The 22784-nt window shown below is 64.8% G+C and carries 24 protein-coding genes; 10 read left to right on the top strand and 14 right to left on the bottom strand.

Annotated features, from left to right (window positions below; translation table 11 throughout):
* Window positions 1-2: 2 nt before the first annotated feature.
* The 3 genes from AC5ZFO_RS00710 to AC5ZFO_RS00700 are packed head-to-tail and all read left to right on the top strand — an operon-like array spanning window position 3 to window position 2614.
* Window positions 3-662 (top strand): polysaccharide deacetylase family protein, encoded by a 660-nt coding sequence (locus AC5ZFO_RS00710; protein ID WP_282518531.1) that lies wholly within the window; start codon window positions 3-5, stop codon window positions 660-662.
* A 3-nt stretch (window positions 663-665) separates the two neighbouring features.
* Window positions 666-1535: a fumarylacetoacetate hydrolase family protein gene (locus AC5ZFO_RS00705; protein WP_282518530.1), complete on the top strand. Its 870-nt coding sequence runs from the start codon at window positions 666-668 to the stop codon at window positions 1533-1535.
* Between the two features lie 35 nt (window positions 1536-1570).
* Window positions 1571-2614: a uroporphyrinogen decarboxylase family protein gene (locus AC5ZFO_RS00700; RefSeq protein WP_282518529.1), complete on the top strand. Its 1044-nt coding sequence runs from the start codon at window positions 1571-1573 to the stop codon at window positions 2612-2614.
* A gap of 162 nt (window positions 2615-2776) precedes the next feature.
* On the opposite strand, the gene AC5ZFO_RS00695 is transcribed toward AC5ZFO_RS00700, so the two are convergent.
* Window positions 2777-3784: an alpha/beta fold hydrolase gene (locus AC5ZFO_RS00695; protein ID WP_282518956.1), complete on the bottom strand. Its 1008-nt coding sequence runs from the start codon at window positions 3782-3784 to the stop codon at window positions 2777-2779.
* 456 nt (window positions 3785-4240) lie between these two features.
* Between AC5ZFO_RS00695 and AC5ZFO_RS00690 the strand changes: the two genes are divergently transcribed.
* Entirely contained in the window at window positions 4241-4945 is a 705-nt protein-coding gene (locus AC5ZFO_RS00690; RefSeq protein ID WP_496121046.1) for an alpha/beta fold hydrolase, read from the top strand.
* Between the two features lie 160 nt (window positions 4946-5105).
* Here the strand turns inward: AC5ZFO_RS00690 and AC5ZFO_RS00685 are convergent, their stop codons facing one another.
* Window positions 5106-5864, bottom strand: a complete 759-nt coding sequence (locus tag AC5ZFO_RS00685; protein ID WP_282518528.1) for an SDR family NAD(P)-dependent oxidoreductase — start codon at window positions 5862-5864, stop codon at window positions 5106-5108.
* A gap of 166 nt (window positions 5865-6030) precedes the next feature.
* Here AC5ZFO_RS00685 and AC5ZFO_RS00680 point away from each other — a divergent pair, with 166 nt between their 5' ends.
* The 6 genes from AC5ZFO_RS00680 to AC5ZFO_RS00655 are packed head-to-tail and all read left to right on the top strand — an operon-like array spanning window position 6031 to window position 11893.
* The gene (locus tag AC5ZFO_RS00680; protein ID WP_282518527.1) at window positions 6031-7290 is read left to right on the top strand and encodes an extracellular solute-binding protein; all 1260 of its coding nucleotides are present in this window, start codon (window positions 6031-6033) and stop codon (window positions 7288-7290) included.
* Between the two features lie 2 nt (window positions 7291-7292).
* Window positions 7293-8231 (top strand): carbohydrate ABC transporter permease, encoded by a 939-nt coding sequence (locus AC5ZFO_RS00675; protein ID WP_071915383.1) that lies wholly within the window; start codon window positions 7293-7295, stop codon window positions 8229-8231.
* Window positions 8224-9072, top strand: a complete 849-nt coding sequence (locus AC5ZFO_RS00670) for a carbohydrate ABC transporter permease (RefSeq protein ID WP_496121043.1) — start codon at window positions 8224-8226, stop codon at window positions 9070-9072. Before AC5ZFO_RS00675 ends, AC5ZFO_RS00670 begins: the two co-directional genes overlap by 8 nt.
* 22 nt (window positions 9073-9094) lie before the next feature.
* Window positions 9095-10192 carry a Gfo/Idh/MocA family protein gene (locus AC5ZFO_RS00665; RefSeq protein ID WP_282518526.1) on the top strand — a complete coding sequence of 366 codons (1098 nt, stop codon included), beginning with the start codon at window positions 9095-9097 and terminating at the stop codon, window positions 10190-10192.
* Between the two features lie 10 nt (window positions 10193-10202).
* Entirely contained in the window at window positions 10203-10847 is a 645-nt protein-coding gene (locus AC5ZFO_RS00660; protein WP_014496439.1) for a ThuA domain-containing protein, read from the top strand.
* Complete coding sequence (locus AC5ZFO_RS00655) at window positions 10844-11893, top strand: LacI family DNA-binding transcriptional regulator (RefSeq protein ID WP_282518525.1); 1050 nt, start codon at window positions 10844-10846, stop codon at window positions 11891-11893. The genes AC5ZFO_RS00660 and AC5ZFO_RS00655 overlap by 4 nt, the downstream gene beginning before the upstream one ends.
* Window positions 11894-11964: 71 nt before the next feature.
* Here the strand turns inward: AC5ZFO_RS00655 and AC5ZFO_RS00650 are convergent, their stop codons facing one another.
* Genes AC5ZFO_RS00650 through AC5ZFO_RS00595 form a run of 12 tightly spaced genes read right to left on the bottom strand, consistent with a single transcriptional unit; the run spans window position 11965 to window position 22778 of the window.
* The gene (locus AC5ZFO_RS00650) at window positions 11965-12591 is read right to left on the bottom strand and encodes an FMN-dependent NADH-azoreductase (RefSeq protein ID WP_039157148.1); all 627 of its coding nucleotides are present in this window, start codon (window positions 12589-12591) and stop codon (window positions 11965-11967) included.
* Between the two features lie 3 nt (window positions 12592-12594).
* Complete coding sequence (locus AC5ZFO_RS00645; protein WP_282518524.1) at window positions 12595-14169, bottom strand: isochorismatase family protein; 1575 nt, start codon at window positions 14167-14169, stop codon at window positions 12595-12597.
* 22 nt (window positions 14170-14191) lie between these two features.
* Window positions 14192-15040, bottom strand: coding sequence for an MBL fold metallo-hydrolase (locus AC5ZFO_RS00640; RefSeq protein ID WP_282518523.1), 849 nt, complete (start codon window positions 15038-15040; stop codon window positions 14192-14194).
* A gap of 32 nt (window positions 15041-15072) precedes the next feature.
* A complete protein-coding gene (locus AC5ZFO_RS00635; RefSeq protein WP_282518522.1) occupies window positions 15073-15957 on the bottom strand; it encodes an amidohydrolase family protein in 885 nt (294 codons plus the stop codon).
* Window positions 15954-17075: a VWA domain-containing protein gene (locus tag AC5ZFO_RS00630; protein ID WP_282518521.1), complete on the bottom strand. Its 1122-nt coding sequence runs from the start codon at window positions 17073-17075 to the stop codon at window positions 15954-15956. Before AC5ZFO_RS00630 ends, AC5ZFO_RS00635 begins: the two co-directional genes overlap by 4 nt.
* Entirely contained in the window at window positions 17072-17953 is an 882-nt protein-coding gene (locus AC5ZFO_RS00625) for an AAA family ATPase (protein WP_028147224.1), read from the bottom strand. The genes AC5ZFO_RS00630 and AC5ZFO_RS00625 overlap by 4 nt, the downstream gene beginning before the upstream one ends.
* Window positions 17954-17961: 8 nt before the next feature.
* Window positions 17962-18984 carry a xanthine dehydrogenase family protein molybdopterin-binding subunit gene (locus tag AC5ZFO_RS00620; RefSeq protein WP_014496431.1) on the bottom strand — a complete coding sequence of 341 codons (1023 nt, stop codon included), beginning with the start codon at window positions 18982-18984 and terminating at the stop codon, window positions 17962-17964.
* Complete coding sequence (locus AC5ZFO_RS00615) at window positions 18984-20576, bottom strand: xanthine dehydrogenase family protein molybdopterin-binding subunit (RefSeq protein WP_282518520.1); 1593 nt, start codon at window positions 20574-20576, stop codon at window positions 18984-18986. Before AC5ZFO_RS00615 ends, AC5ZFO_RS00620 begins: the two co-directional genes overlap by 1 nt.
* Window positions 20577-20587: 11 nt before the next feature.
* On the bottom strand, window positions 20588-21064 hold the full coding sequence (locus AC5ZFO_RS00610) for a (2Fe-2S)-binding protein (RefSeq protein ID WP_038941740.1): 477 nt from the start codon (window positions 21062-21064) through the stop codon (window positions 20588-20590).
* Window positions 21065-21070: 6 nt separating this feature from the next.
* The gene (locus tag AC5ZFO_RS00605; protein ID WP_282518519.1) at window positions 21071-21889 is read right to left on the bottom strand and encodes an FAD binding domain-containing protein; all 819 of its coding nucleotides are present in this window, start codon (window positions 21887-21889) and stop codon (window positions 21071-21073) included.
* A gap of 2 nt (window positions 21890-21891) precedes the next feature.
* Complete coding sequence (locus AC5ZFO_RS00600) at window positions 21892-22335, bottom strand: SRPBCC family protein (RefSeq protein WP_282518518.1); 444 nt, start codon at window positions 22333-22335, stop codon at window positions 21892-21894.
* 5 nt (window positions 22336-22340) lie between these two features.
* Window positions 22341-22778 (bottom strand): SRPBCC family protein, encoded by a 438-nt coding sequence (locus AC5ZFO_RS00595; RefSeq protein ID WP_282518517.1) that lies wholly within the window; start codon window positions 22776-22778, stop codon window positions 22341-22343.
* Window positions 22779-22784: the final 6 nt, after the last annotated feature.

Raw genomic sequence — 22784 nt, 5'->3', positions numbered from 1 at the left:
GCGTGTACGATTTGACCCTGACATTCGACAACGGCCCCGATCCGGAGGTGACGCCACGTGTGCTCGACATTCTCGCCGAGCGCGGCATCAAGACCACCTTCTTCGTCATCGGCGAGAAGCTCGGTGACCCCGAGCGGCGCAGCCTTGCGGTGCGTGCGCACGGGGAGGGGCACTGGATCGGAAATCACACCTTTACGCACAGCATTCCGCTCGGTGAGCAGAAGGACAGCAAGACGGCAGAGAACGAGATCGGCCGCACGCAGTCTGCGATCTCCGATCTCGCGCATCCCCAGCGCTGGTTCCGGCCGTTCGGTGGCGGCGGAAATCTGGATGCGCGGCTGTTGAAACCCTCCGTCGTGGACTATCTCGCCCGCAACAAGCACAGCTGCGTGCTCTGGAATGCGATCCCGCGCGATTGGGACGACCCTGATGGCTGGACCGACCGCGCGCTCGAGCAGTGCAGCCAGCAGCCCTGGACGCTGATGGTGCTGCACGATCTTCCGACCGGCGCCATGGACCATCTCGAGCGGTTCCTCGACGCTGCCGAGGCGGCCGGCGTCCGCTTTCGCCAGGACTTTCCGCCGCAATGTGTTCCGATCCGCAGCGGCGAGATTGCGCTTCCGATCAACGACTATGTGTCCTCCATCGAAGAGAGTGTTTGACTGATGAAAGTTGCAAGCTTCACGATCGCCGGCACCGCGAGCTATGGCATCGTCACCGACAGGGGCGTCATCGATGCCGGCAAGCGCCTGAAGGCATATCCGACGCTGAAGGCGCTGCTTGCGAAGGGAACGCTTGACGAGCTCAAGAAACTTGCCGGCGAGAAGCCCGATTACGCGCTGCAGGATGTCGCGCTGCAGCCGACGGTACCCGATCCCGACAAGATCTTCTGCATCGGCGTCAACTATGCCACGCATCTGGCCGAGAGCGGGCATCCGACGCCGGCGCATCCGATGATCTTCACCCGCTTCGCCAACAGCCAGGTCGGCCATGGCCAGCCGATGATCCGGCCGCTGGAATCCGAGCGGTTCGACTATGAGGGCGAGATGGCCGTCATCATCGGCAAGGCCGGTCGCCGCATCTCGCGCGATGCCGCGCTCAGCCATGTCGCCGGCTATGCCTGCTACAACGACGGCAGCATCCGCGACTGGCAGCGCCACACCTCGCAATTCGCGCCGGGTAAGAACTTTGCCGGCACCGGCGGCTTCGGGCCCTGGATGGTGACCACCGACGAGCTGACCGATGTGACCAAGCAGACGCTGATCACCCGGCTCAACGGTGTCGAGGTGCAGAAGGCCCCGATCTCCGACCTCGTTTTCGACGTGCAGGCCTTGATTGCTTACTGCTCGACGTTCACCGAGCTTGCGCCCGGCGATGTCATCGTGACAGGCACGACCGGCGGTGTCGGTGCCTATCGCACGCCGCCGCTGTGGATGAAGGGCGGCGACTTCGTGGAGATCGAGATCTCCGGCATCGGCATCCTGCGCAACCCCGTCACGGACGAGGGATCGGCCACGGCGACGCGCGCGGCGTGAGAGCCGCGCTCTATAACAATAAGAAGGAGAATCCCATGCCCATGCCAACGCATCTCCTGCCGACCACGGTGGTCGGCAGCTACCCGCAGCCGGAATGGCTGGTGAACCGCGCGATGCTGTCGAAGGTGGTGCCGCGCACGCGCCTGCACGACATGTGGCGCTTGCCGGCGGAGCATCTGGAGGAGGCGCAGGACGATGCGACCATCGTCGCGATCCGCGACATGGAGCGCGCCGGCATCGACATCGTGACCGATGGCGAAATCCGCCGCGAGAGCTACTCCAACCGCTTCGCCACCGCACTCGACGGCATCGACGGCGACAATCCCGCGATGATCGTGGCGCGCACCGGCAACACCCAGACTCCGGTGCCGCGCGTCGTGGGTCCCGTGAAGCGCAAGGGACCGGTCGAGCTGCACGACATGCAGTTCCTGCGTGAGAATACCGACCGTGCCGCCAAGATCACGTTGCCGGGCCCGTTCACCATGAGCCAGCAGGCCAAGAACGAGTTTTACAAGGATGAGGAGGAGCTTGCGATGGCGCTGGCCGAGGCCGTCAATGCCGAGGCGCTCGATCTGCAAAAGGCCGGCGCGGATGTGATCCAGCTCGACGAGCCCTGGGTGCGCAACAATCCGGATCTCGCCAAACGCTATGCCGTCAAGGCGATCAACCGCGCATTGCAGGGCATCACGGTGCCGACCGTCGTGCATCTCTGCTTCGGTTATGCGGCGGTCGTGCCGGGCACGAACAAGCCGGCCGGCTATTCCTTCCTCGCCGAGCTCGACGACACCATTGCCGACCAGATCTCGATAGAGGCCGCGCAGCCGAAGCTCGACCTCGGCGTGCTCAAGGACCTGTCGTCGAAAAAGATCATGCTCGGCGTGCTTGACCTCGCAGATCCCGCGATCGAGAGCGTCGACACCGTGGCCGCCCGTATCCGCAACGGTTTGAAATACGTGTCGCCGGACCGCCTGGTCCCGGCGCCCGATTGCGGCATGAAGTACATGCCGCGCGCAACGGCGTTCGGAAAGCTGAAGGCGATGTGCGACGCGGCAGCCATGGTCCGGCGGGAGATCGGCTGAACAAAGCTGGGCCGGCGAGGATCGTTCGTTCGCCGGCCATCGTCTGGCTGTGGCCAGCCAGGTCGAAATCTGGGATCGTCGGCTCAAAGACCAGTTTCACAACGTTGAACATTCGTCCTCGTTGGCGAGGGGCGACATCGCCGTGGAGGTGACAGCCGCCGTTCAGGCCGAGAGGAATTTGGTGAGAAGCTCCGTTGTGTCGGTGGGGTTTTCCTCGGGAAAGAAGTGACCGCCCTTGACGGCCCGACCTTGTACGTTGTCGGCCCACTTCTTCCAAATTCCCAATGCGCCGCCATTCTGCTCGTAGAATGTATCGAGCGGCCCGCCGGAAGCCCAGAGGTGCAGCATAGGGCACTTGATGCGCCGGCCTTCCTTCTGGTCCGCCTTGTCATGCTCGATATCCACGGTTGCGGCCGCGCGGTACTCTTCGCAGATCGCATGCACCCGAGCCGGATCGCGGTAGGTTTCGATGTATTCCGCTTTCACTTCGGGGCCGAATGAGCCCTGGCCGAAGGGATTGTCGAATACCGCGTCCGGCGCGCCGATCAGGTATTTTTCGGGAAGCGGTGCTTTCTGCGAGAGTAGGCTCCATGGCCAGTAGGTCATGGCGAACTTTGCGTCGGCGTGGCCCCAGGCTTCCGAGATGGGCAGCACGTCAAACACTGCGAGACGCTGCACCTTCTCCGGGTGATCGAGCGCAAGGCGGTAGGAAACGCGACCGCCGCGATCGTGTCCAACCAGATCGAATTTGGAAAAGCCGAGCTTATCCATCACGGCGACAAGCTCATTCGCCATCGCCCGCTTTGAATAGGGATAGTGATCCTCCGCGGAAGCGGGAACGCCGCTGCGGCCATATCCACGAAGATCGACGCAGATGACCGTGCGATCGCCGGCGAGATGCGGCGCCACATGACGCCACATCAGGCTGGTTCGAGGAAATCCATGCACCATGAGCAGTGGGGATCCGCTCCCGTAGCGCCTGATGAAAATGGTGTTGTCATCGATCTTGATCTCCTTTGTCTCGAACTGATCGGAAGCGTTCGAAGCGGGGTCGTTTGGGGATTGGCCGGCCGCGCGTCGCGGTAGAAGCGCCAGTGATAGAGCGGCGCTCGATGCAGCGGTCATCACCTGGACGAAGGTGCGGCGCTCGATCTTTGTCTTTTCTGTCATCCCTGAGGTCCTTCGAGGTTCGCGCGGCGCTCCTGGCAAACGCCCCCTCAATGACGACGCGGGGAGACATGTTAGCACCTGCGTGGAAGAACGCTTTCGCAGGATTAGCGTCTCTGAACCGTTCGTGCTGATGATTTCGGTCATCCGGCTGGCGCGAAGGGCAGAGGCGGGGGCAGTCGGGAAGTGATCGCTGGAATGATCCTCCGCCTGTAACCAATTTGGTCGCGTCGCCGAATAGCGGGAGGTCAGGGTAGGCGGAGATGCGTCAACGCAAGCCGCCAGAGCAATGGAGGATCCATGTCCGACGAAATCAACCACGATCGCCGGCGTTTCGTCGGTGCTGCGGCAACGACAGTTGCGGCGGCACAATTCGGCGTGATTGCGCCAGCGGTTGCAAATGTCCGAGCGAGCAAGAAGGTCGCCCGCGACGTCAGCAGAAGATCGGAAGCGGCGGGGATGGACGCCACCGTCGTTCTCGTCCACGGCGCCTGGGCCGACGGTTCAAGTTGGGCGCACGTCATTACGCTGCTGCAGTCCGCGGGACTGAAGACGATGGCGGCGCCGATTCCGCTCACATCGCTTTCAGATGATGTTGCGGCGCTTGAACGAGCGCTGGAGCGGACAGACGGGCCGGTTGTCCTCGTCGCGCATGCCTATGCCGGTGCCGTGATTGGTGCGGTTACGCAGGAGAGAGTGCGGTCGCTGGTCTTCATTTCGGCTCTCTCTCCCGACGAAGGCGAAACAGTCGCGCAAATATTCTATCGCGACAAGCCGTCGCCGGAGGCGCCGAAACTCACTCCCGACAGTCATGGTTTGCTCTGGATGCCGAACGACCGGTTTGGCGCGGCCTGGTGCCAGCATGCCCGACCCGAGCAGGCTGCGCTCCTGGCTGCGATCCAGCGACCCATTGCCGTCGCGGCAATCCAGGAAAAGGCTCCGAAAGCCGAATGGAAGGCAAAGCCGTCGTGGTACCTTGTCGCCGAAGAGGATCGAATGATCAATCCGGCGACACAGCTATTCCTGGCACGACGGATGGGTGCGCAGGTTCGCTCCGAGAAAGTCGATCATGCATCGCCGATCACCGCGCCGAAGCTGGTCGCCGGAATGATACGCGAGGCCGTCACCCCCGCACGTCCGGACGCCGCGCAGCAACACGGCTGAACGGTCGCTATCAGTGTGAGCTGATTGAAAGTGCCATTGGCTTCTTTCCAATAGGCTTCGCGACCTCGGCTTGTGCAAACAACTGGACGGAGCCACGCTAACTGTTAATTAGTGTGGCCCAGGTTCGAGCGCTGGTCCCGCCCACGACTCTCAAAGCATCTCAGACCCAGCCGCCATCGACGATGTAGTGCTGAGCGGTGCAGGCGGAGGCCTCGTCGGAGGCGAGGAAGACGGTGAATTTCGCGACCTCGTCCGGCACCAGCCGGCGCTTCAGGCACTGTCGCTGCTGCAGTTCGATCTCGCCCGCCGGTGTCATCCATTTTTCGAGCTGGCGCTCGGTCATGATCCAGCCCGGCGCTATCGCGTTCACGCGGATATTGTAGGGACCGTAATCGCGCGCCAGAGAGCGCGTGAGACCGACCACGCCTGATTTGCTGGCGGTGTACGCGGCCATGCCGCCTTGTCCGGCGATCCACGACACCGAGCCGAAATTGATGATGGCGCCGGCGTTTGCCGCCTTCATGTCCGGCAGCACGGCTTGCGACGCGAAGAACTGGTGCTTCAGGTTCACCGCGATGCGGTCGTCCCAATACTCCGGCGTCATCTCCTCGGTCTTGTGCCGTTCGTCATGCGCGGCATTGTTGATGAGGATGTTGATTGGCCCGTGCGCGCTGCGCGCCTCCGCAACGCCGGCGCGTAGCGCGGCGATATCGGTCACGTCGACGCGCATGAAATGCGCGGTGAGACCTTGATCCGACAGCTCGCGTGCCAGGCGTTGGCCCTCGTCCGCCTTGATGTCGAAGAACACGACATTGGATTTCTGCTGCGCAAAGCGCCGCACGATCGCAGCGCCAATTCCTGCTGCGCCACCGGTGACGAGAACGACCTTGGCGGCGAGGTCGGAATAAATGGCGGTCATGGGTACCTCTCGGCTTGCGTAACGGCGGAGCGATGCTCGGCCCAATGTTCCCGCAGACCTTAGCCATTCCCCGCGTGAGGTGCATAGATCAGAATTTTAGTTGCGTACCTCAAAAATCGAAGGCAGGATTGCATCCAAAGAATAAGAGCCGGTTGGGAGGAATGTGATGAGACTGCTCGGGAAGCTGGGACTCGCCGCCGCCGCATGCCTGCTTTGGGCCAACTCCGCCGCGGCCGACACGACGGTCAAGTGGCTGCACATCGAGGCCAATCCGGCCCAGGTGAAGATCTGGGAGGAGGTTGCGCGCGCCTATGAGGCATCGCATCCCGGCATCAAGGTCGAGATGCAGTTCCTCGAGAACGAGGCCTACAAGGCCAAGCTGCCGACCATCCTGCAATCCAAGGACCGGCCCAACATCATCTACAGCTGGGCCGGCGGCGTCCTGAAGACGCAGATCGAGGCTGGCGTCCTCGACGACATCACCGATCAGGTGAAGGGCTACAGCGACAGCCTGACGCCGGCGGCGCTCGCGGCCTTCACGGCCAACGGCCGCGTTTACGGTCTTCCGACCGCGCTGTCGCAGGTCGGTTTCCTCTGCAACAAGGAGCTGATGGCGAAAGCCAAGGTCGATCCTGCCGCCATCAAGAGCTGGGACGATCTGCTTGCCGCGGTGAAGACGTTGAAGGCAGCGGGCGTGACGCCGATCGTGGTCGGTGGCGCCGACAAATGGCCGCTGCACTTCTATTGGACGCATCTTGCGGTGCGGGTCGGCGGCAAGCCGGCCTTCGACGCTGCATTGCGCGGCGAGAATGGCGGCTTCGCCGGCGAGACCTTCCAGAAGTCCGGCGAGCTGTTCAAGCAGCTGGTCGATCTGCAGCCGTTCCAGAACGGCTTCCTCGGCTTCAAGAATCCGCAGGCGGTCGGCTATTTCGGCGATGGCAAGGCGGCGATGACGCTCGCCATCAGCACGGTCTATCATTTGCAGCGTGCGCTTGCCGCCGACAAGGTCGGATTGAGTGAAGAGAAGATCTGCTGGTTCGACTTCCCGGTCGTGGCGGGCGGCAGGGGCGCGCCAACCGATACGCTCGGCGGCATCACCGGCTGGCTGATCACGAAGGGCTCGCCGAAGGAGGCCGTCGATTTCCTGAAATACTTCGTCTCCAGGGACGTGCAGACGCGGCTTGCTGCGGGCAACTTCATCATCCCGGTGGTGCAGGGCGCGGATGCCGGTCTCAACAACGCCTTCATGAAGCTGATCGCGTCCAATCTGGCGAAGTCGAACTACCACCAGAATTTCTATGACCAGAGCCTCGGCCCCTCGGTTGGCCGCGTCGTCAACGACGTCACCGCGGAGATCGCCGGCGGCAGCATGAGCCCGCAAGACGCGGCCAAGGCGATCGAGGCGGCGTGGAAGCAGGGTAACTGACGGTGGCACGCCGGGCCGCGAGCGTGTCGGCGATGGACGTTGCCGGTGAGCTCCCGCAGGTCGCCGAGCGCGGCCCGAGCTGGGACGGCAGGCTGACGGTCCTGATCCTGTTCCTGCCGCCGGCGCTGCTGTTGTTCACGCTGTTCGTGGTGCTGCCGATCGGCGAGGCGGCCTGGTACTCGGCCTTCAACTGGAACGGGTTCGGCAGGCCGACCAACTGGATCGGCTTCGACAATTACCGTTTCGTGCTGGAGACACGCGCCTTCTGGCTCGCGCTGCGCAACAACGGGCTGATCATCGCTGTTTCGCTCGCCATCCAGCTGCCGCTTGCGCTCACGCTGGCCTTGATGCTCGCCGAACGCTTTCGCGGGGCGGTGGCGCTGCGCATGCTGTTCTTCATGCCTTATATCCTGGCCGAGATCGCGACCGGGCTGATCTTCAGCTTCGTCTACGACGGCGATTACGGCCTTGTCGCCTCGATCTGGCGTACCTTCGGCGCCGAGCCCCCGCATCTGCTGGCCTCGACCGACACGGCAATGCTGGCCGTGCTGATCGTCGTCGTCTGGAAGTACTTCGGTTTCCACATGATGCTGTTCATCGCGGCGCTCCAGGGCCTCGACAAGAGCCTGATCGAAGCCGCGCGCATCGACGGCGCGACGCGTTCGCAAGCCCTGCGACACGTGGTCATCCCCTTGCTCTATCCGACGATTCGGCTCTCTGTGTTCTTCGCCATCGTCGGCTCGCTGCAGCTGTTCGACCTCGTCATGCCGCTGACGCGCGGGGGGCCTGCGGACTCCTCGAACACGCTGGTGAGCTTCCTCTACAACAACGGCATCTCCCGCATGCGGGTCGGATATGGCAGCGCCATCGGTGTCATTCTGTTCACGATCTGCGTGACCTTTGCCTTCACGTACAAGCGATGGTTCATGCGTGATGAGTAGCACCGAGACCAATCGTACGCCGTTCGATCCTGCCGTGCTGTTCAAGGCGGTGTTCCTCGCCGTCGTTGCCGTTTTCGTGCTGGTGCCGCTGCTCGCGACCTTGCTCGGTGGCTTTAAATCGCTCGGCGAACTGCGCGTCAATCCGTTCGGCCTGCCACGTCACTGGGAGTGGCAGAACTATGCCGACATCCTGTTCTCCGCGCGTTACTGGCAGCTCTTGCGCAACTCGCTGATCATCTCGACACTCACGGTGACCCCGACCCTGATCGTCGCCTCGATGGCGGCGTTCACCTTCGCCCATGTCAGGTTCTACGGCTCATCGATGCTGCTGAGCTACCTGACGCTCGGCCTGCTGTTTCCGGCCGCGACCGCGGTGCTGCCGCTCTTCATCAAGGTGCGCGATCTCGGGCTGCTCGACACCTATTTTGGCGTGGCACTGCCGCAGGTGGCCTTCAGCCTCGCGATGAGCGTGCTGCTGCTACGCCGTTTCTTCAAGGACATCCCCTATGAACTGCTCGAGGCCGCGCTGGTCGACGGCTGCAGCTACATCAAATTCTTCCGCTATGTGACGCTGCCGTTGTCGCGACCGATCCTGGCGACCGTCGGGACAATCACCTTCGTCAACAGCTGGAACGCCTATCTGTTGCCGCTGGTGATGCTCAACACCGATGCGCTCTATCCCTGGCCGCTCGGCATCATGGTTTATCAGGGCGAGTATTCGTCCGAGTGGCACCTGATCCTGGCCTTCATCACGCTGACGATCCTGCCCACCATCATTCTCTTTCTTCTGGCGCAGAAGCACATCGTCGCCGGCCTCACCGCAGGCGCGGTCAAGGGATGAACGATACCTCACGGAGATCACAATGAGAAAAGTCGGCATCGGAATCATCGGCTGCGGCAATATCAGCACCGCCTATCTGAAGGCGGCCCAGCGCTTTCCAGTCATGGAAATCAGGGCGCTCGCCGATATGCGCAGCGACGCGGCAGAGCGGCAGGGCGCCGCCTTCGGGCTGCCGGCGATGCGGGTCGACCAACTGCTCAAGCGAGAGGATGTCGAGATCGTCATCAATCTCACCGTGCCACTTGCCCACACCGACGTCAGCCTCGCGGTGCTGAACGCCGGCAAGCACGTTCATTCCGAGAAGCCGCTCGGCATCGACGTCGCGGAAGCCCGCAAGGTGATAGATCTCGCCGCGCAGAAGGACCTTCGCGTCGGTTGCGCGCCCGATACGTTCCTTGGCGGCGGGCACCAGACCGCGCGCAAGCTGATCGACGATGGTGCGATAGGCACTCCGGTCGCGGGCAGCGTCTTCTTCGGCTGCCCCGGCCATGAGCGCTGGCACCCGTCGCCAGGCTTCTATTACCTTCGCGGCGGAGGGCCGATGCTCGACATGGGGCCGTACTACATCACGGATCTCGTGCAGCTGCTTGGCCCGGTCGCAAGCGTGATGGGCTCGACCGCGCGCCCGAAATCCGAACGGTTGGTCACCAGCCAGCCCATGAACGGCACCCTGATCCCGGTCGAGGTTTCGACCCATGTCGCCGGCACGCTCGAATTCGAGAGCGGGGCGGTCGTCTCGATCGCGATGAGCTTCGACGTCCCGAAGCACCGGCACGCGCCGATCGAGATCTATGGCGACAAGGGCAGCATGCTGGTGCCGGACCCGAACCGGTTCGGCGGCGAGGTGCAGGTCGCGAAGACTGGCGGTGAATGGGAGCCGGTGCCGCTGACCCACGGTCATGTCGATGGCGAGTTTCGTTCCATCGGTGTCGCCGACATGGCCTCCGCGATCCTGAACAACCGTCCGCATCGCGCCAGCGGCGTGCTCGCTTTCCATGTGCTCGAGGTGATGGAGGCGTTCCAGACCTCCGCCGACGAAGGACGCCGCGTCAAGATCGGCAGCTGCGTCGAGCGGCCGGCAATGCTGCCGGCCGGACGTGAAACCGGACAGATCGACTGAGGGAATGACCATGCGCAAGGCAATGATTGTATGGGGCGGCTGGCCGGGACACGATCCCGATCTCTGCGCTTCGATGATCCGCGGCTGGCTGAAGGCGGAAGGCTTCGAGGTCCGGGTCGAGACCACGACGGCGGCGTTCGCCGATCCCGCGATCCACGATCTGTCGCTGATCATCCCGATCTATACCATGTCGAAGATCGAGAAGGCGGAAGCGCTCAATCTCTGCGCAGCGGTGCGTGGCGGCGTCGGGCTCGCCGGCCACCATGGCGGCATGTGCGATGCGTTCCGCGAGTCCGTCGACTACCAGTTCCTGTGTGGCGGGCAGTGGGTCGCGCATCCCGGCAACATCATCGACTACAAGGTCGACTTGACGAAGCCGGATGACCCCATCATGAAGGGGCTGAAGAGTTTCGAGCATCGTTCCGAGCAGTACTACATGCATGTCGACCCCGCCAACGAGGTGCTGGCGACGACGACCTTCACCGGCGAGCACGCGCCCTGGATTGACGGCGTGGTGATGCCGGTGGTCTGGAAGAAGCGATACGGCGCGGGCAGGGTGTTCTACTCCTCGCTCGGCCACCGCGCTTACGAGCTCGACGTACCGGAGATCCGAACGTTGATGACTCGCGGCATGCTGTGGGCCGCGCGGGAATGACAGCCGGTGCGACGCAGCCGGCGGTTCGCGCCACGCTGGAGGACGTCGCGCGTGCGGCGGGCGTTTCGCTCGCAACCGTCGACCGCGTCGTCAACCGGCGCGAGGGCGTGCGCGCCAAGACCGTCGCGCGTGTCGAGGCCGCGGTGGCAAAACTCGGCTATCGGGGCGACGTCGCGGCCGCGCGGCTCGCCCGCGGGCAGACCTTCCGCTTCGCCTTCGTACTGCCGAGCGGTAGCAACAGCTTCATGACCAACCTGGCCGAGCAGGTCCAGCGCACCGCGGACTGGCTTGCCGGTCACCGCGGCTTCATCGATATCCTCCATGTCGACGTGTTCGATCCGGATGTGCTCGCCGGTGCGCTGGAAAACCTGTCGCCGGCCTATCAGGGCGTCGCCGTCATCGCACTGGACCATCCCAGGGTGCGCGCCGCGATCGACGAGCTCGCCGCGCGCGGGGTCGCCGTGGTGACCCTTGTGTCGGACGCGCCGAGCTCGCGCCGTCTGCATTATGTCGGAATCGACAACCCGGCCGCGGGGCGAACTGCGGCAACGCTGATGGGACGTTTCCTCACCGGCCGCGAGGGGAAGGTCGCCGTGATCGCGGGATCGTTGTCGCTGCGCGATCACACCGAGCGGCAATTCGGCTTCCACCAGATCCTGTCCAGCGAGTATCCGAACCTGCTCGCGCTGCCGGTGATCGAAGGCCGCGACGACAGCGAGCGCACGCGCGAGCTCACGGCGGCGCTGCTGGCGCGCCACGCCGATCTCCGCGGTATCTACTGCTGCGGCGCCGGGAACCGCGGCATCGCCAATGCGCTGGAGGACTTGGGCCGCGCGCGTGAAGTGGTCTGGATCACGCACGAGCTGACCCAGTACACGCGGCGTTTCCTGGTCCGCGGCACGCTCGATGCGATCATCAACCAGGATCCCGGCCACGAGGCGCGGTCTGCGGCGCGAGTTTTGCTCGCGCATTGTTCGGGTGAGCCCATCAGCCCCGACCAGGAGCGCATCCGAATCGACATTTTTCTGCGGGACAACCTGCCGTGATTAGCGTTCGCAGGTGATGGGCAGCTTGCTTCGATAGGTGTCGTGAAGCGCCGCAGCGGCCTCGACGGTGCTCAGAAGTTCGCCGCCATTGCTGCGAGGTGCTGATGGGCCCTTTCGCGGGCAGCCTCGATGGGCTGTTGCGGTCCGGTGGTTGGCCCGATCGGCACGAAACGGACATTGCTGATACCGATAAAGCGCAAAATTTCCCGCAGGTAAGGCGTTGCCATGTCGATGCGCCCGCGGTTCATTCCGGTGGCGAAATCGCTGCCACTAGCGAGAATCACCGTGGTCGGCCGGTCCTTCAGCAGCGGGAGATATCCCAGGGAGGGATCGAACCGAAAGGTAAGCCCGGGCTGGACGATGACATCGAACCATTGCTTGAGCTTGTACGGAATGCTGAAGTTCCACATCGGCGTCGAGATCAGCACCCGATCGGCCAGTGAAAACCGCAGCGCCATCCGCTCGGCCTCGGCAAAGCTGTCGCGCTGTGCGTCGTTGAAGGGCTGCGCCTTCATCCGCGCATATTTGGCCTCGACGATGGGACCTGCGAATTCCGGCAGCCGCTCGCGCCAGAGATCCACGACGTCGATATCCCAATCCGGACGGGCCTGCCGAAACCCGTCAAGAAAGACGCGCGCGCCGGCGCTCGACTCGGAGTCGGCACGGGGCGAGCAGGAGAGGTGCAAGAGCTTTGCCACCACTCATCCCAGCGCTCTGATGACGGCATCCGCCCGGGTGACGACGGCGACGTTCTGCATGGCAAAGTTGATCGAGGCGGAGTGCCAGTCGGCATTCATGGTCGAGCAGCAGTCTTCCGGCACGATCATGAAATAGCCCTTGTCGGCGCCGGTGCGCGCGGTGTGCTCGACCGACATGTTGGTCCATGCGCCGGTGTTGATAATCATGTCGCGGCCGGTCGCTTTCAGGATCGTCTCCAGCCGGGTGCCTTCCCAGGCGCTCATCCGCATCTTCTCGACGACGAAATCGCCGGGCCGCGGCTCGAGGCCCGAGACCGGGGCGGCGCCCCAACTGCCGCGCACCATCGCCTTGCTGTCGACGAGACCCTCGAACAGCGGTGCGTTCAGCGTCACGCCGGGTGCGCCGGGCTCGACCACGAACCAGACATGGATGATGGCGACGCCGCGCGCGCGAGCTGTCTCCGCCAGACGCCGGACGTTCTCGACCACATGCTGTTGTTTCGCATGACCCGGTGCGCCCGACTCGGCGAACGCGCCGCCATCCATGATGACGTCGTTCTGAAGATCCTGAATGATCATGGCGCAACGGCTCGGATCGAGCCGCATCTCGCCGTCGGCGAGGATGGGCGCTGCAGCCGCGGGGCCGGCGTTTGCGCCGCCGCTGCCGCGTTTGCCGCTCATATAGGGCTCGTGGCGCGGCCCGGCCTTGGTCGGGATCGCATAGACCGAATGCGTCGACGTCAAATAGAGCGTGCGGAAATCCGGGCCACCCCAGGCAAGGTTGGCGACGAGCTCGGGCACGCGGACTTTCCCGAGCAGCTCGCCGCGCGGTGAATAGACCCAGACGCCGCCGGGCGCGGTGACCCAGACATTGCCATGCTGGTCGCACTTCATGCCGTCGGGCAGGCCCGGCTCCAGCTCGGAGCGGATGCTGCTCGCGAACACGCGCGCGTTCGACAGCGAGCCGTCGCCGTTGACGTCGAATACGCGGATCAGCGCCTGCACGGTGTCGTTGACATAGAGCAGCTTCTCGTCGGGCGAGAAGCACAGCCCGTTCGGCTGGTCGAACAAATTGCGGTCCACCACGAGCTTGGGCTCGCCGCCCGGCATGACGCGATAGACGCCCTGGAAGCCGAGCTGGCGCGGCCGCTCGACCCCGTAGACCGGCATGCGGCCATACCAGGGATCGGAGAAATAGATGGCGCCGGAGGAGTGCACGCAGACGTCGTTGGGGCTGTTGAGCTCCTGTCCCTGGAAGTGCGAAGCCAGCACCTCGCGCCGCCCGTCCGGTCGCTCACGGATCAGCGACGAGGTCGCGTGCTCGCAGACGATCAGATTGAGCTCGGCGTCATAGGTCATGCCGTTGCATTTGTTCGACGGGCGCTTGACCTCCGCGATGCCGCGCCGCGCATCCCAGCGCCGCCGCACGTCGCCCGGCATGTCCGAAAACAGGAGATAATGATCGACCGGATGCCAGATCGGCCCTTCCGTGAAGTCAAAACCCGTTCCGACCTGCGCGACCCGCGCGTAGGGGTCGATCAGGCTTTCGAATTCGGAGCGCAAGGTGACATGCGTCATCGGTCGATATCCTTAGCTCACGTCAGGCAGGGAACCAGTTCCGCGCGGGCAGCGACTGCACGATCGGGCCGGGGACCTGGTCGTGCAGGCGTCCGACCACCATGCCGCCCTCGATCTTGGCCGGCCTGTCGTGCACCGGCAGCAAATAGCGCGAATTGCTCAGCAGCTTCTTGATCGAGGCCTTCTCGGCCCGCTTGCTGGTGCCGTGGTTTCCCGTCGTCCGCGGCTCCCAGTCGTGAATCTCGTGGAAGGGCGTGACGATCTGGTCGTTGAAATCGTAGATTACGTCTCCACAGATGGTGGCAATGCCGTCGGCGGTCTCGACGATGATGTTCATGGAGCCCTCGGTGTGGGCGTTGGCGGCGTCGCAATAGACGCCGGGCATCAGCTCGATAGGACCTGTGATCTCGAGGTCGAGGAAGCGCAGCGCACTCTTGGTGTGCAGTCGGTCGATGAGATGCTTGATGTCCGGCGCCGGATATTGCGGATGCATCAACCCGGAGACGGAATATTCGAGTTCTTTCCGGTTGAGGACGACGGTCGTATTCATCGGAAACAGATCGTCCTTGCCGGCGTGGTCGATGTGCAGATGGGTATGGCAGACGAAGCGGACGTCGCCCATGCGCACGCCGTGGCGGGCGAGCTGGTTCTCGATCATGTGCTCGTGGTATTGCAGGCCGCGCATCCCGAGCGTTTCCATGATCTGGTTGGAGCGGTAACCGGTATCGACCACGACCGGATATTTGCCGCCGAGGATCAGAAAGCCGAGGGTGAGGACGCGGCGGGTGCGGCCGCAGTCGCGGCCGAGGACCAGAAAGCTCGATTCCAGCTCGATATCGCCATAGTCCAGGATCTTGATCTCCAGCGCCATTCGTTTCCCTTCCCTGTTCCGTTCTTGGTCTGTCAAAGCCGATAGACGCGCGTTGCCGTCGTCCTGAAAATCGCGTCCTGCTGCTCGGTCGTCAGCTTCGCGGCCGCGGCACGAAAGGCGTCGACGAGCTCCCGATAGCTCGTCCACAATTTCTCGATCGGAAAATTGGAGCCGAACAGGCAGCGCTCCGCGCCGAAAATCGCGACGGTATCGGTAAGGACGGCCGCGATGTGTGCGGGATCGTTGCGATGGATGAAGGTGCCGAGCCCGGAGAGTTTTGAGACCACGTTCGGACAGAGCGCGAGCCGGGCCATCCCGGCGCGCCAGGCGGCCCGGCCCGCGGGCGAGAGGTCCTCCAGCATGCCGGCATGCTGGAGGATGAAGGTCACCCCAGGGCAGGACTCGGCGAGTTGCGCCGCGTCCGGCATCTGCGGCGTGAAGACCTGGAGGTCGAAGCTCCAGCCGTAATCGGCCAGGTGCGCGATGTTGCGGCGGACCATGGGATCGACGCAGAGATCGGGCCTGGCCGCGAAGCGATAGAGCGGATTTTCGTGCCAGTGCAATTGCATGCGCGCGCCGCGCACGAGCGGATAGCGCTTCAGGCGATCGAGTTGCGGGCGCACGTCGTCGACGGCGAAATCGGCGTAGGCGACGATGGCATGCGGCCAGCTGTGCTCGTCGGCGGTCTGCTGCACCCAGGCGGCTTCGTCCTCGAAACGGTCATTGGACCAGTTGGTCTGGACATAGACCGAACGGGCGACACCGGTGCCCTCGAGGTCGTCGAGATATTCCCGGATCGGATAATCGCGACGGATCGGCTCGTAGGGTCCAAAGATGCGCGGCTGCATCGGGCCGGTCAGCCAGGGCAGGTCGGCCTGCCGCCAGATGTGATGATGGCCGTCGACAATGTCGCTCACGCCGCTTTCCTCCGTCCCAACGTCAGAATGTGCGCGACAATCGACGCGCTTGAACCGCCATCCACGAGATCATCGACGAAGCGCTGGATGGCCACCAGCGCCTCGGTCTGCGGGCGGAAGTCCGGGCCCGTCGCGAGCGGCGTCAGCCAGCTCACGCGCCAGGCACGCCGCGACAGCTTTGCCACGGCGTCGCGCAACGCATCGACTTCGCCGCGCTCCAGCCCGTCCGACACGACGACGACGGCTGCGCCTCGCGCGTAACCCCCGAACCGCGGCACCGCGAGGAAGGCTTGCAGCGCGTCGCCGATGCGGGTGCCGCCGTCCCAGTCGCTGACGAGGTGCGCAGCCGCGTTCAGCGCTTGCTCGCGACGCTTGAGACGCAACGGCCGGGTGACGCGGGTCAGCCGCGTGCCGAAGGTGAAGACCTCGACATTGGGCGCGGCCTGCACCAGCGTATGCGCGAGCTTCATGTTCTCCTCGGTGCGCGTCTTCATCGAGCCGGAGACGTCGATCAGCAGCAGGAGCTTTCGCCGGCGCTGGCGCCGCTTCAGGTGCCCGAGCCGCAGGATCTCGCCGTCGCTCCGCACGCTGTCGCGCAAGGTCCGGCGAAGGTCGGCAAACGGCCCGCGGCGGGCGCGCATGCGCCGGTGGCCGCGACGCTGCGGCAGGCGCCGCGCGGCCTCGCGCGCCAGGCGCCGGAGCGCGTCGGTGGTGGAGAGCTGGGCGAAGCGGCGCTCCACCAGCGCCTCGGTACGCGTCGCGGCGAGGCCCGATTCGTTGGCATCGTCGGAGAACAGGGGGGCCTGTTCGCCGCGGCCCTCTTCCTGGAGCCGGACAGTCTCGTCGTCCTCGCCATCATCGACATGTTCGATGGCTTCGCTGCCACGGAAGTGCAGGTCGAACAGCCGGTCGAAGGTCGTGCGGCGCTCGGGTGGCGGGGCGAGTGTGGCCAGTGCCGATTGCCTGATGTCGTTGAGGTCGCGCGGCCCGAGCAGCTCGATCGCGGCGAGATAGGAGGTGGTCTGCTCGGGCGCGACGGCGAAGCCGTTGGCGCGCAGCAGCGCGACGAAGGAGACGAAGATGCGGGCAGCGCGCGGAAGCTCCGGCTCGGTGCTCATGCGGTTGCCTCCGCGAGCATGACGTCGAGCCGTGGCGAGATGAAGTGCAGGTCTTCCTCGTCTTTCAGCGCCACGCCGATCGAGCGTTTGAAGGCGTCGGGCCAGCGCGCGCCGCCCTTGTGAAGCAGCGTCGCCGCTTCAGCCCAGTCGACCGCTTCCGCGATGCCCGGTGCCTTGCTGAGCGGCTCGCGGCGCAATTTGCCGACGGCCGCGACGACGGCCCGCGCAGTCGCCTCGGCGACGCTGGAGGCCCGCAGCATCACGATACGCGCCTCCCGCTCTTCGGTGGGATAGTCGATCCAGTGATAGACACAGCGGCGGCGCAGGGCCTCGTGCAGGTCGCGCGTTCGATTCGACGTCAGCACGACGACAGGACGTTCGGCCGCGCGCACCGTGCCGCGTTCCGGGATCGAAATCTGGAAGTCCGAGAGAAATTCGAGCAGGAACGCCTCGAATTCCTGGTCGGCGCGGTCGATCTCGTCGATCAGCAGCACGGTCGAGTCGGGCGCGCGAAGCGTCGCCAGCATCGGCCGCTCGATCAGAAACGTCTCGCCATAGATGTCGATGCTCTCGTCGCCAGCCTGGCGGATCGCGAGCATCTGGCGTGGATAGTTCCACTCGTAGAGCGCGGCCGAGGCGTCGATGCCCTCGTAGCATTGCAGGCGGATGAGGCGGCGGCCGAGGACGGCGGCGATGGCTTTCGCGGCCTCGGTCTTGCCGACGCCGGGGGCGCCTTCGAGCAGGAGCGGTTTGCCGAGGGCAAGGCCGAGATAGGCTGCGGTCGCGAGCCCCTCATCGGCGAGGTAATAGGCCGCCCGAAGCGCCTTCTCCAGCGCCTCGGGGTTGTCGATGCCAACGATGTTGCTGCGAACTGCCATGGCCAGTCTCAGCGTCGCGCCTGTGGCCGCGCGCCGCCCTGAGTCTTGATCGCGCGCAGCACCTTTTCCGGCGTAATCGGCAGATCGTCGATGCGCACGCCGACGGCGTTGAAGATCGCATTCGCGACAGCCGGCAGCACGGGATTGGCGCACATTTCGCCCGGTCCCTTGGCGCCGAACGGGCCATCTGGCGCGGGGCGCTCCAGCACGGCGATATCGTGCGGGCAAATGTCGCCCGGGCCGGGCATCAGATATTCGACGAAGTCGCGGGGGCCGTGAACGGGGTCGGGATAGTGAGGCTCCGTCGTCTCGTAGAGCGCGTGGCTGATGCCCATCCAGGCGCCGCCCACGAGCTGCTGCTCGACCAGGCGCGGATTGAGCGCGCGGCCGAGCTCATAGGCGGAGTCCATGCGGACCATCGCGACTTCACCGGTCTCGTCGTCGACCTCGACCTCCGCCACGAGACAGGCATGGGCGTAGCAGGTCGCCGGCGACATCTCGCCGGTTTCGGGGTCGACGTTGGACAGAGGCACGAGGAATATGCCGCGGCCGGAGATGGTCTTGCCCTGCTTGAACTGGGCGGCGATGGCGACGTCCTTGGTCGAGATCGAGCGATGCGGCGCACCCTTGACGTGGATGTTGCCGCGTCCGTCGGTTTCGAGATCGGCGGCGTTGACCTCGAGCTCCTCGGCGGCTGCCTCCATCATCACGCCGCGTGCCTCGCGCGCCGCGGCCATCACGGCATTGCCGACGCGATGGGTGCCGCGCGAGGCGAAGGAGCCCATGCAATGCGGACCGGTGTCGGAATCCGCGGTGTCGACATAGACGTCCTCGACGGGAACGCCCAGCGTCTCGGCGCAGATCTGACGCGTCACCGACTTCATGCCCTGGCCGAGATCGATCGACGACAGCGCCACCGTGAACTTGCCGCTCGGGTTGGAATGAACCAAGGCCTGGCTGGGATCGCCGCCGAGATTCATGCCGATGGGATAGTTGATCGACGCCATGCCGCGTCCGCGATGCCGGGTCATCAGCGTCTCCTGGTGCCGAACACGGAGGAGAAGCGGGGCGCGCCATGCGAGGGCGCGGCCGGCCGCGGTGGAGGTGGTGACGGCGCAGTAGGCGGCGGCTCGCGCGGTGGTTCGCGGGTGACGGCGGGCGGGAGCCGGTCATAGCTGGTGCGCTGCTGGACTGGCGCGGCCGGCCGGCTGCGCGAATCCGTCGGGGTCGGCGGGATCACGGCGCGGCTGCCGCCGCCGTCCTTGCGCGACGACGCTCGCTTGAACTCCTCGCGGATCGGCCATTTCGCCTTCTCGGCGGCGACCTGGACGCATTCGATCAGCGCGGTGTTCTTGGCTTCGCGCCGATGCGCCTTCATGTCGCCGTCGCGATAGGCATTGAGGATCCGGAACTCCATCGGGTCCATGCCGACGAGGTTGGCCAGCTTGTCCATCTGGCACTCGATCGCGAAATCCATCGCGGTGACGCCGAAACCGCGCATCGCCGTCGCGGGCGTCCGGTTGGTGAAGACGCAATAGACGTCGCCATAGACGTTGGGGATGGTATAGGGCCCCGGCAGATGCGCGGCGCATTTCACGGCGGCGTAGCTGGACAGCCTAGTATAGGCGCCGCTGTCGAAATAGGCGCGGATTTTTCGCGCGATGACACGGCCATCCCGCATCACGCCGTCCTTGATGTAGATGCGCTCAGCGCCGCGGGGCGGGCCGTACTGCATCTCCTCCTCACGCCCGAACACATAGCGGACGGGACGCCCTGTCAGCATCGCGCCCAGGATCGCGAGCGGCTCGGTCAGCGTATCCACCTTGCCGCCAAAGCCGCCGCCGACCGTGCCACCGATGAAGTGAAAGGTGTTGGATGGCAGGTCCAGGATCTTGGCGCAGGTGTCGACCGAGAAAAACAGCGCCTGCGTCGAGGTGTAGACGACGTAGCGGCCGTTGGTGTCGGGCGCGGCGATCGCGCCATTGGTCTCGGTCGGCGCGTGCTCGATCGGAGACATCTGGTAGCGCTGTTCGAGCACGTGGTCGGCCGTCGCGAGCGCGGCGTCGGCATCTCCGAAGCGCAGCTTCTGGTGATCATGGACGTCGTGATAGATGAAGGCGTTCTTCGGATAGGTCCCGTTGACCACGGGCGCGCCGGCCTTGAGCGCGTCCTCGACGTCGAGCACGACCGGCAGCGGCGCGTAGTCGATCCGCACCTTTGCGATGGCCTCGAACGCCTCGCGCTCGCTGTCCGCGACGATGGCGACGACCGGCTCGCCCTTGTAGCGGACCTTGTCCACCGCCAGCGTAGGCTCGTCGTCCTTGCCGAAGTTGATGAGGCTGAGAAGCGTGTTGAGATTGCGCGGCACGTCGGCGCCGCGGATGATCCGGCGTACGCCGGACGAGCGTTCGGCTTCCGTGGTATCGATATGGCGCAGCTGCGCGTGCGCCTGCGTCGAGCGGACCACCTTCAGGTGCAGCATGCCCTGAAGCTTGTGGTCGTTGAAATAGCTCGACGTGCCCGTGACATGGCCGAGCATGTCCTGGCGCTGCGTGCCCTTGCCGATCTCATTGAGATTGTCGTCGCGCTCGTCGGCGAAAATGTCCTTGCGCAGTTCCAGCATGACAAAATCCTTTAGGCACTGGCCCGGCCGCCCGAAGCGGCAAGGATGGCATCGATGATGGGTTCGTAACCGGTGCAGCGGCAGATGTTGCCGGAGATCGCCTCGACGACCTCGGCGCGGCTAGGCTGCGGATTACGGTCGAGCAGCGCCTTTGCGGCCATCAGCATGCCCGGCGTGCAATAGCCGCATTGGGCGGCAAAATTGTCGGCGAAAGCACGCTGGAGCGGATGCAGGTTTGGACCCTGCTTGAGGCCGTCGAGCGTCTCTACCGATCGGCCGGCGACGGTTTCCGCCAGCGTCAGGCATGACAGGTGCAACTCGCCGTCGATCAGCACACTGCAGGTGCCACAGCCGCCCTGGCCGCAGCCGAACTTCGGCGTCATATCGCCGATCAGTTCGCGCAGAGCGACCAGCAGATTGGTGCCGCCATCGACGAAGATCGCGACGTCGCGGCCGTTATGACGAAATTGCAGGGCGGTCTTGGCCATGACGAGCTATTCCTGACCCGAGAGGAGACGGCGCAGATGGACGCCGGCGATCTCGCGGCGATACCAGGCGCTGCCGAGCGCGTTATCGAAGGGTGAGGTGCCCTCGGTGACGGCGGACGCCGCGGCTGCGATGGTCGCGGCATCCAACGAACGTCCCTCGAGCACACGCTCGGCGGCGCGTGCCCGAATCTGGGTCGGTGCCATCGAGCCCAGCGCGATCCGTGCCCCGGCGATCCGTCCGCCGCTGATCGGCAGATGGGCTGCGAGCGTAATGACGGAGCCGCCCTTTGGCTTGATACGGGCGACCTTGTGGTAGCGGAAGGCGTCCGCGCTCGCCGGCCGTGCGCAGGACACCGAGAGCACCAGCGTGCCGGCCTGCCGCTCGCGCGCCTGCAAGAATTCTTCGATGGCGATGTCGCGCGTGCCAAAGCCGCCCTGCACGGCGACGGTGGCATCGAGCGCAAGCAGCGCCACCGTGAAGTCGCCATAGGGACTTGGCGCGAACAAATTGCCCCCGACCGTGCCCATGTTGCGCACCGCAGGTCCGCCGATCGAGCGGGCAGGGGCGTGCAGGAAGCCCAGGTCGCGCTCGGCGAGGATTTTTGCGAAGGTGATGCCGGCCCCGAGCGTCACGCGCGGGCCCGACGCGTCGATCCGGGTCAGGGCCTGGTCGCTGGCGCGGATGACGGTCGAGACAGAGACGTCACCCTCGTTCAGCGCCCGCATCACCAGCGTGCCGCCGCCGAGATAGCGTGCGCCGCGATCTGCCGACAGCGCGCCGGCCGCTTCGCTTGTGCTGGCAAAAGTCTTCACTGTCACGGCCATTGCTATGCCGCCTCCTTCAAGTGCCGGCGGATCGCCTCGAAGCCGGCTTGATAGATGTCTTCCGCGACCATGTGGACGATGCGATCGCGGTCCTCCGGCCGGGTGCTGAAGCGCGACTCCCAGTGCCAGAAGGTGCGGTCGCCGTCGGTCACCGGCAGCAGGCGGACATGCGCTACGTAGTTGAACATCGGCACCGGCGTATCGAGCAGACAGTAGCTGAAGGTCTGCTCGAGATCGGAGAGCGCCAGTAATTGCTCGCGCAGCTCCGATCCGTCCTGCAGCTTAAAGCGCCTGATACAGCCGATCTTGTCAGGGGAGTGCGCGCGCTCGATCGTGGAGCTCGCAACCGCCGGATGCCAGTGATCATGTCCGTTGAAATCGCGCAGCACGTCCCACACCGCATCGGTGGGCGCATCCAGGATCGTGCTTTTCACGATATGCGGCACGGAGTTCACCCTCCGAACTGGCGCTTGAGGGCGTCGAAGCCGCCCTGGAACACGCCGCCGCCGATATTGCCGACGAGCTCCGCTTCCCGTTCGGGTGCGCAGTCGAACTCGGCGGTCCATTCCATGAAGGTCTGGTCGCCGTCGGTGACCGGCGTCAGCCGCAACGTCGCGACGTAATTCTCGACGCCCATGGGGGATTCCAGGATCGAATAGGTGCAGAACATGTCGTAGTCGGAAAGGCCGAGCAGCCTCTCGCGGATGCGGTCGCCGTTGCGCAGGCGAAAATCCCTGACACAGCCGATCTTGTCCGAGGGCTCGCCGCCCTCGATGCGGCTTTCCGCGATCGCGGGATGCCAGTTCGGCATGCCGTTGAAGTCGCGCACCCGCGCCCAGACGCGATCGTTGCGCGCATTGACGACGGTTGAGACATAGACGCGGGCCATGATGCG

This window comes from Bradyrhizobium sp. Unk1 (genome assembly GCF_059512345.1).
The sequence above is the reverse complement of the archived record's forward strand: the minus strand, read 5'-3'. Positions and strand labels throughout refer to the sequence as shown.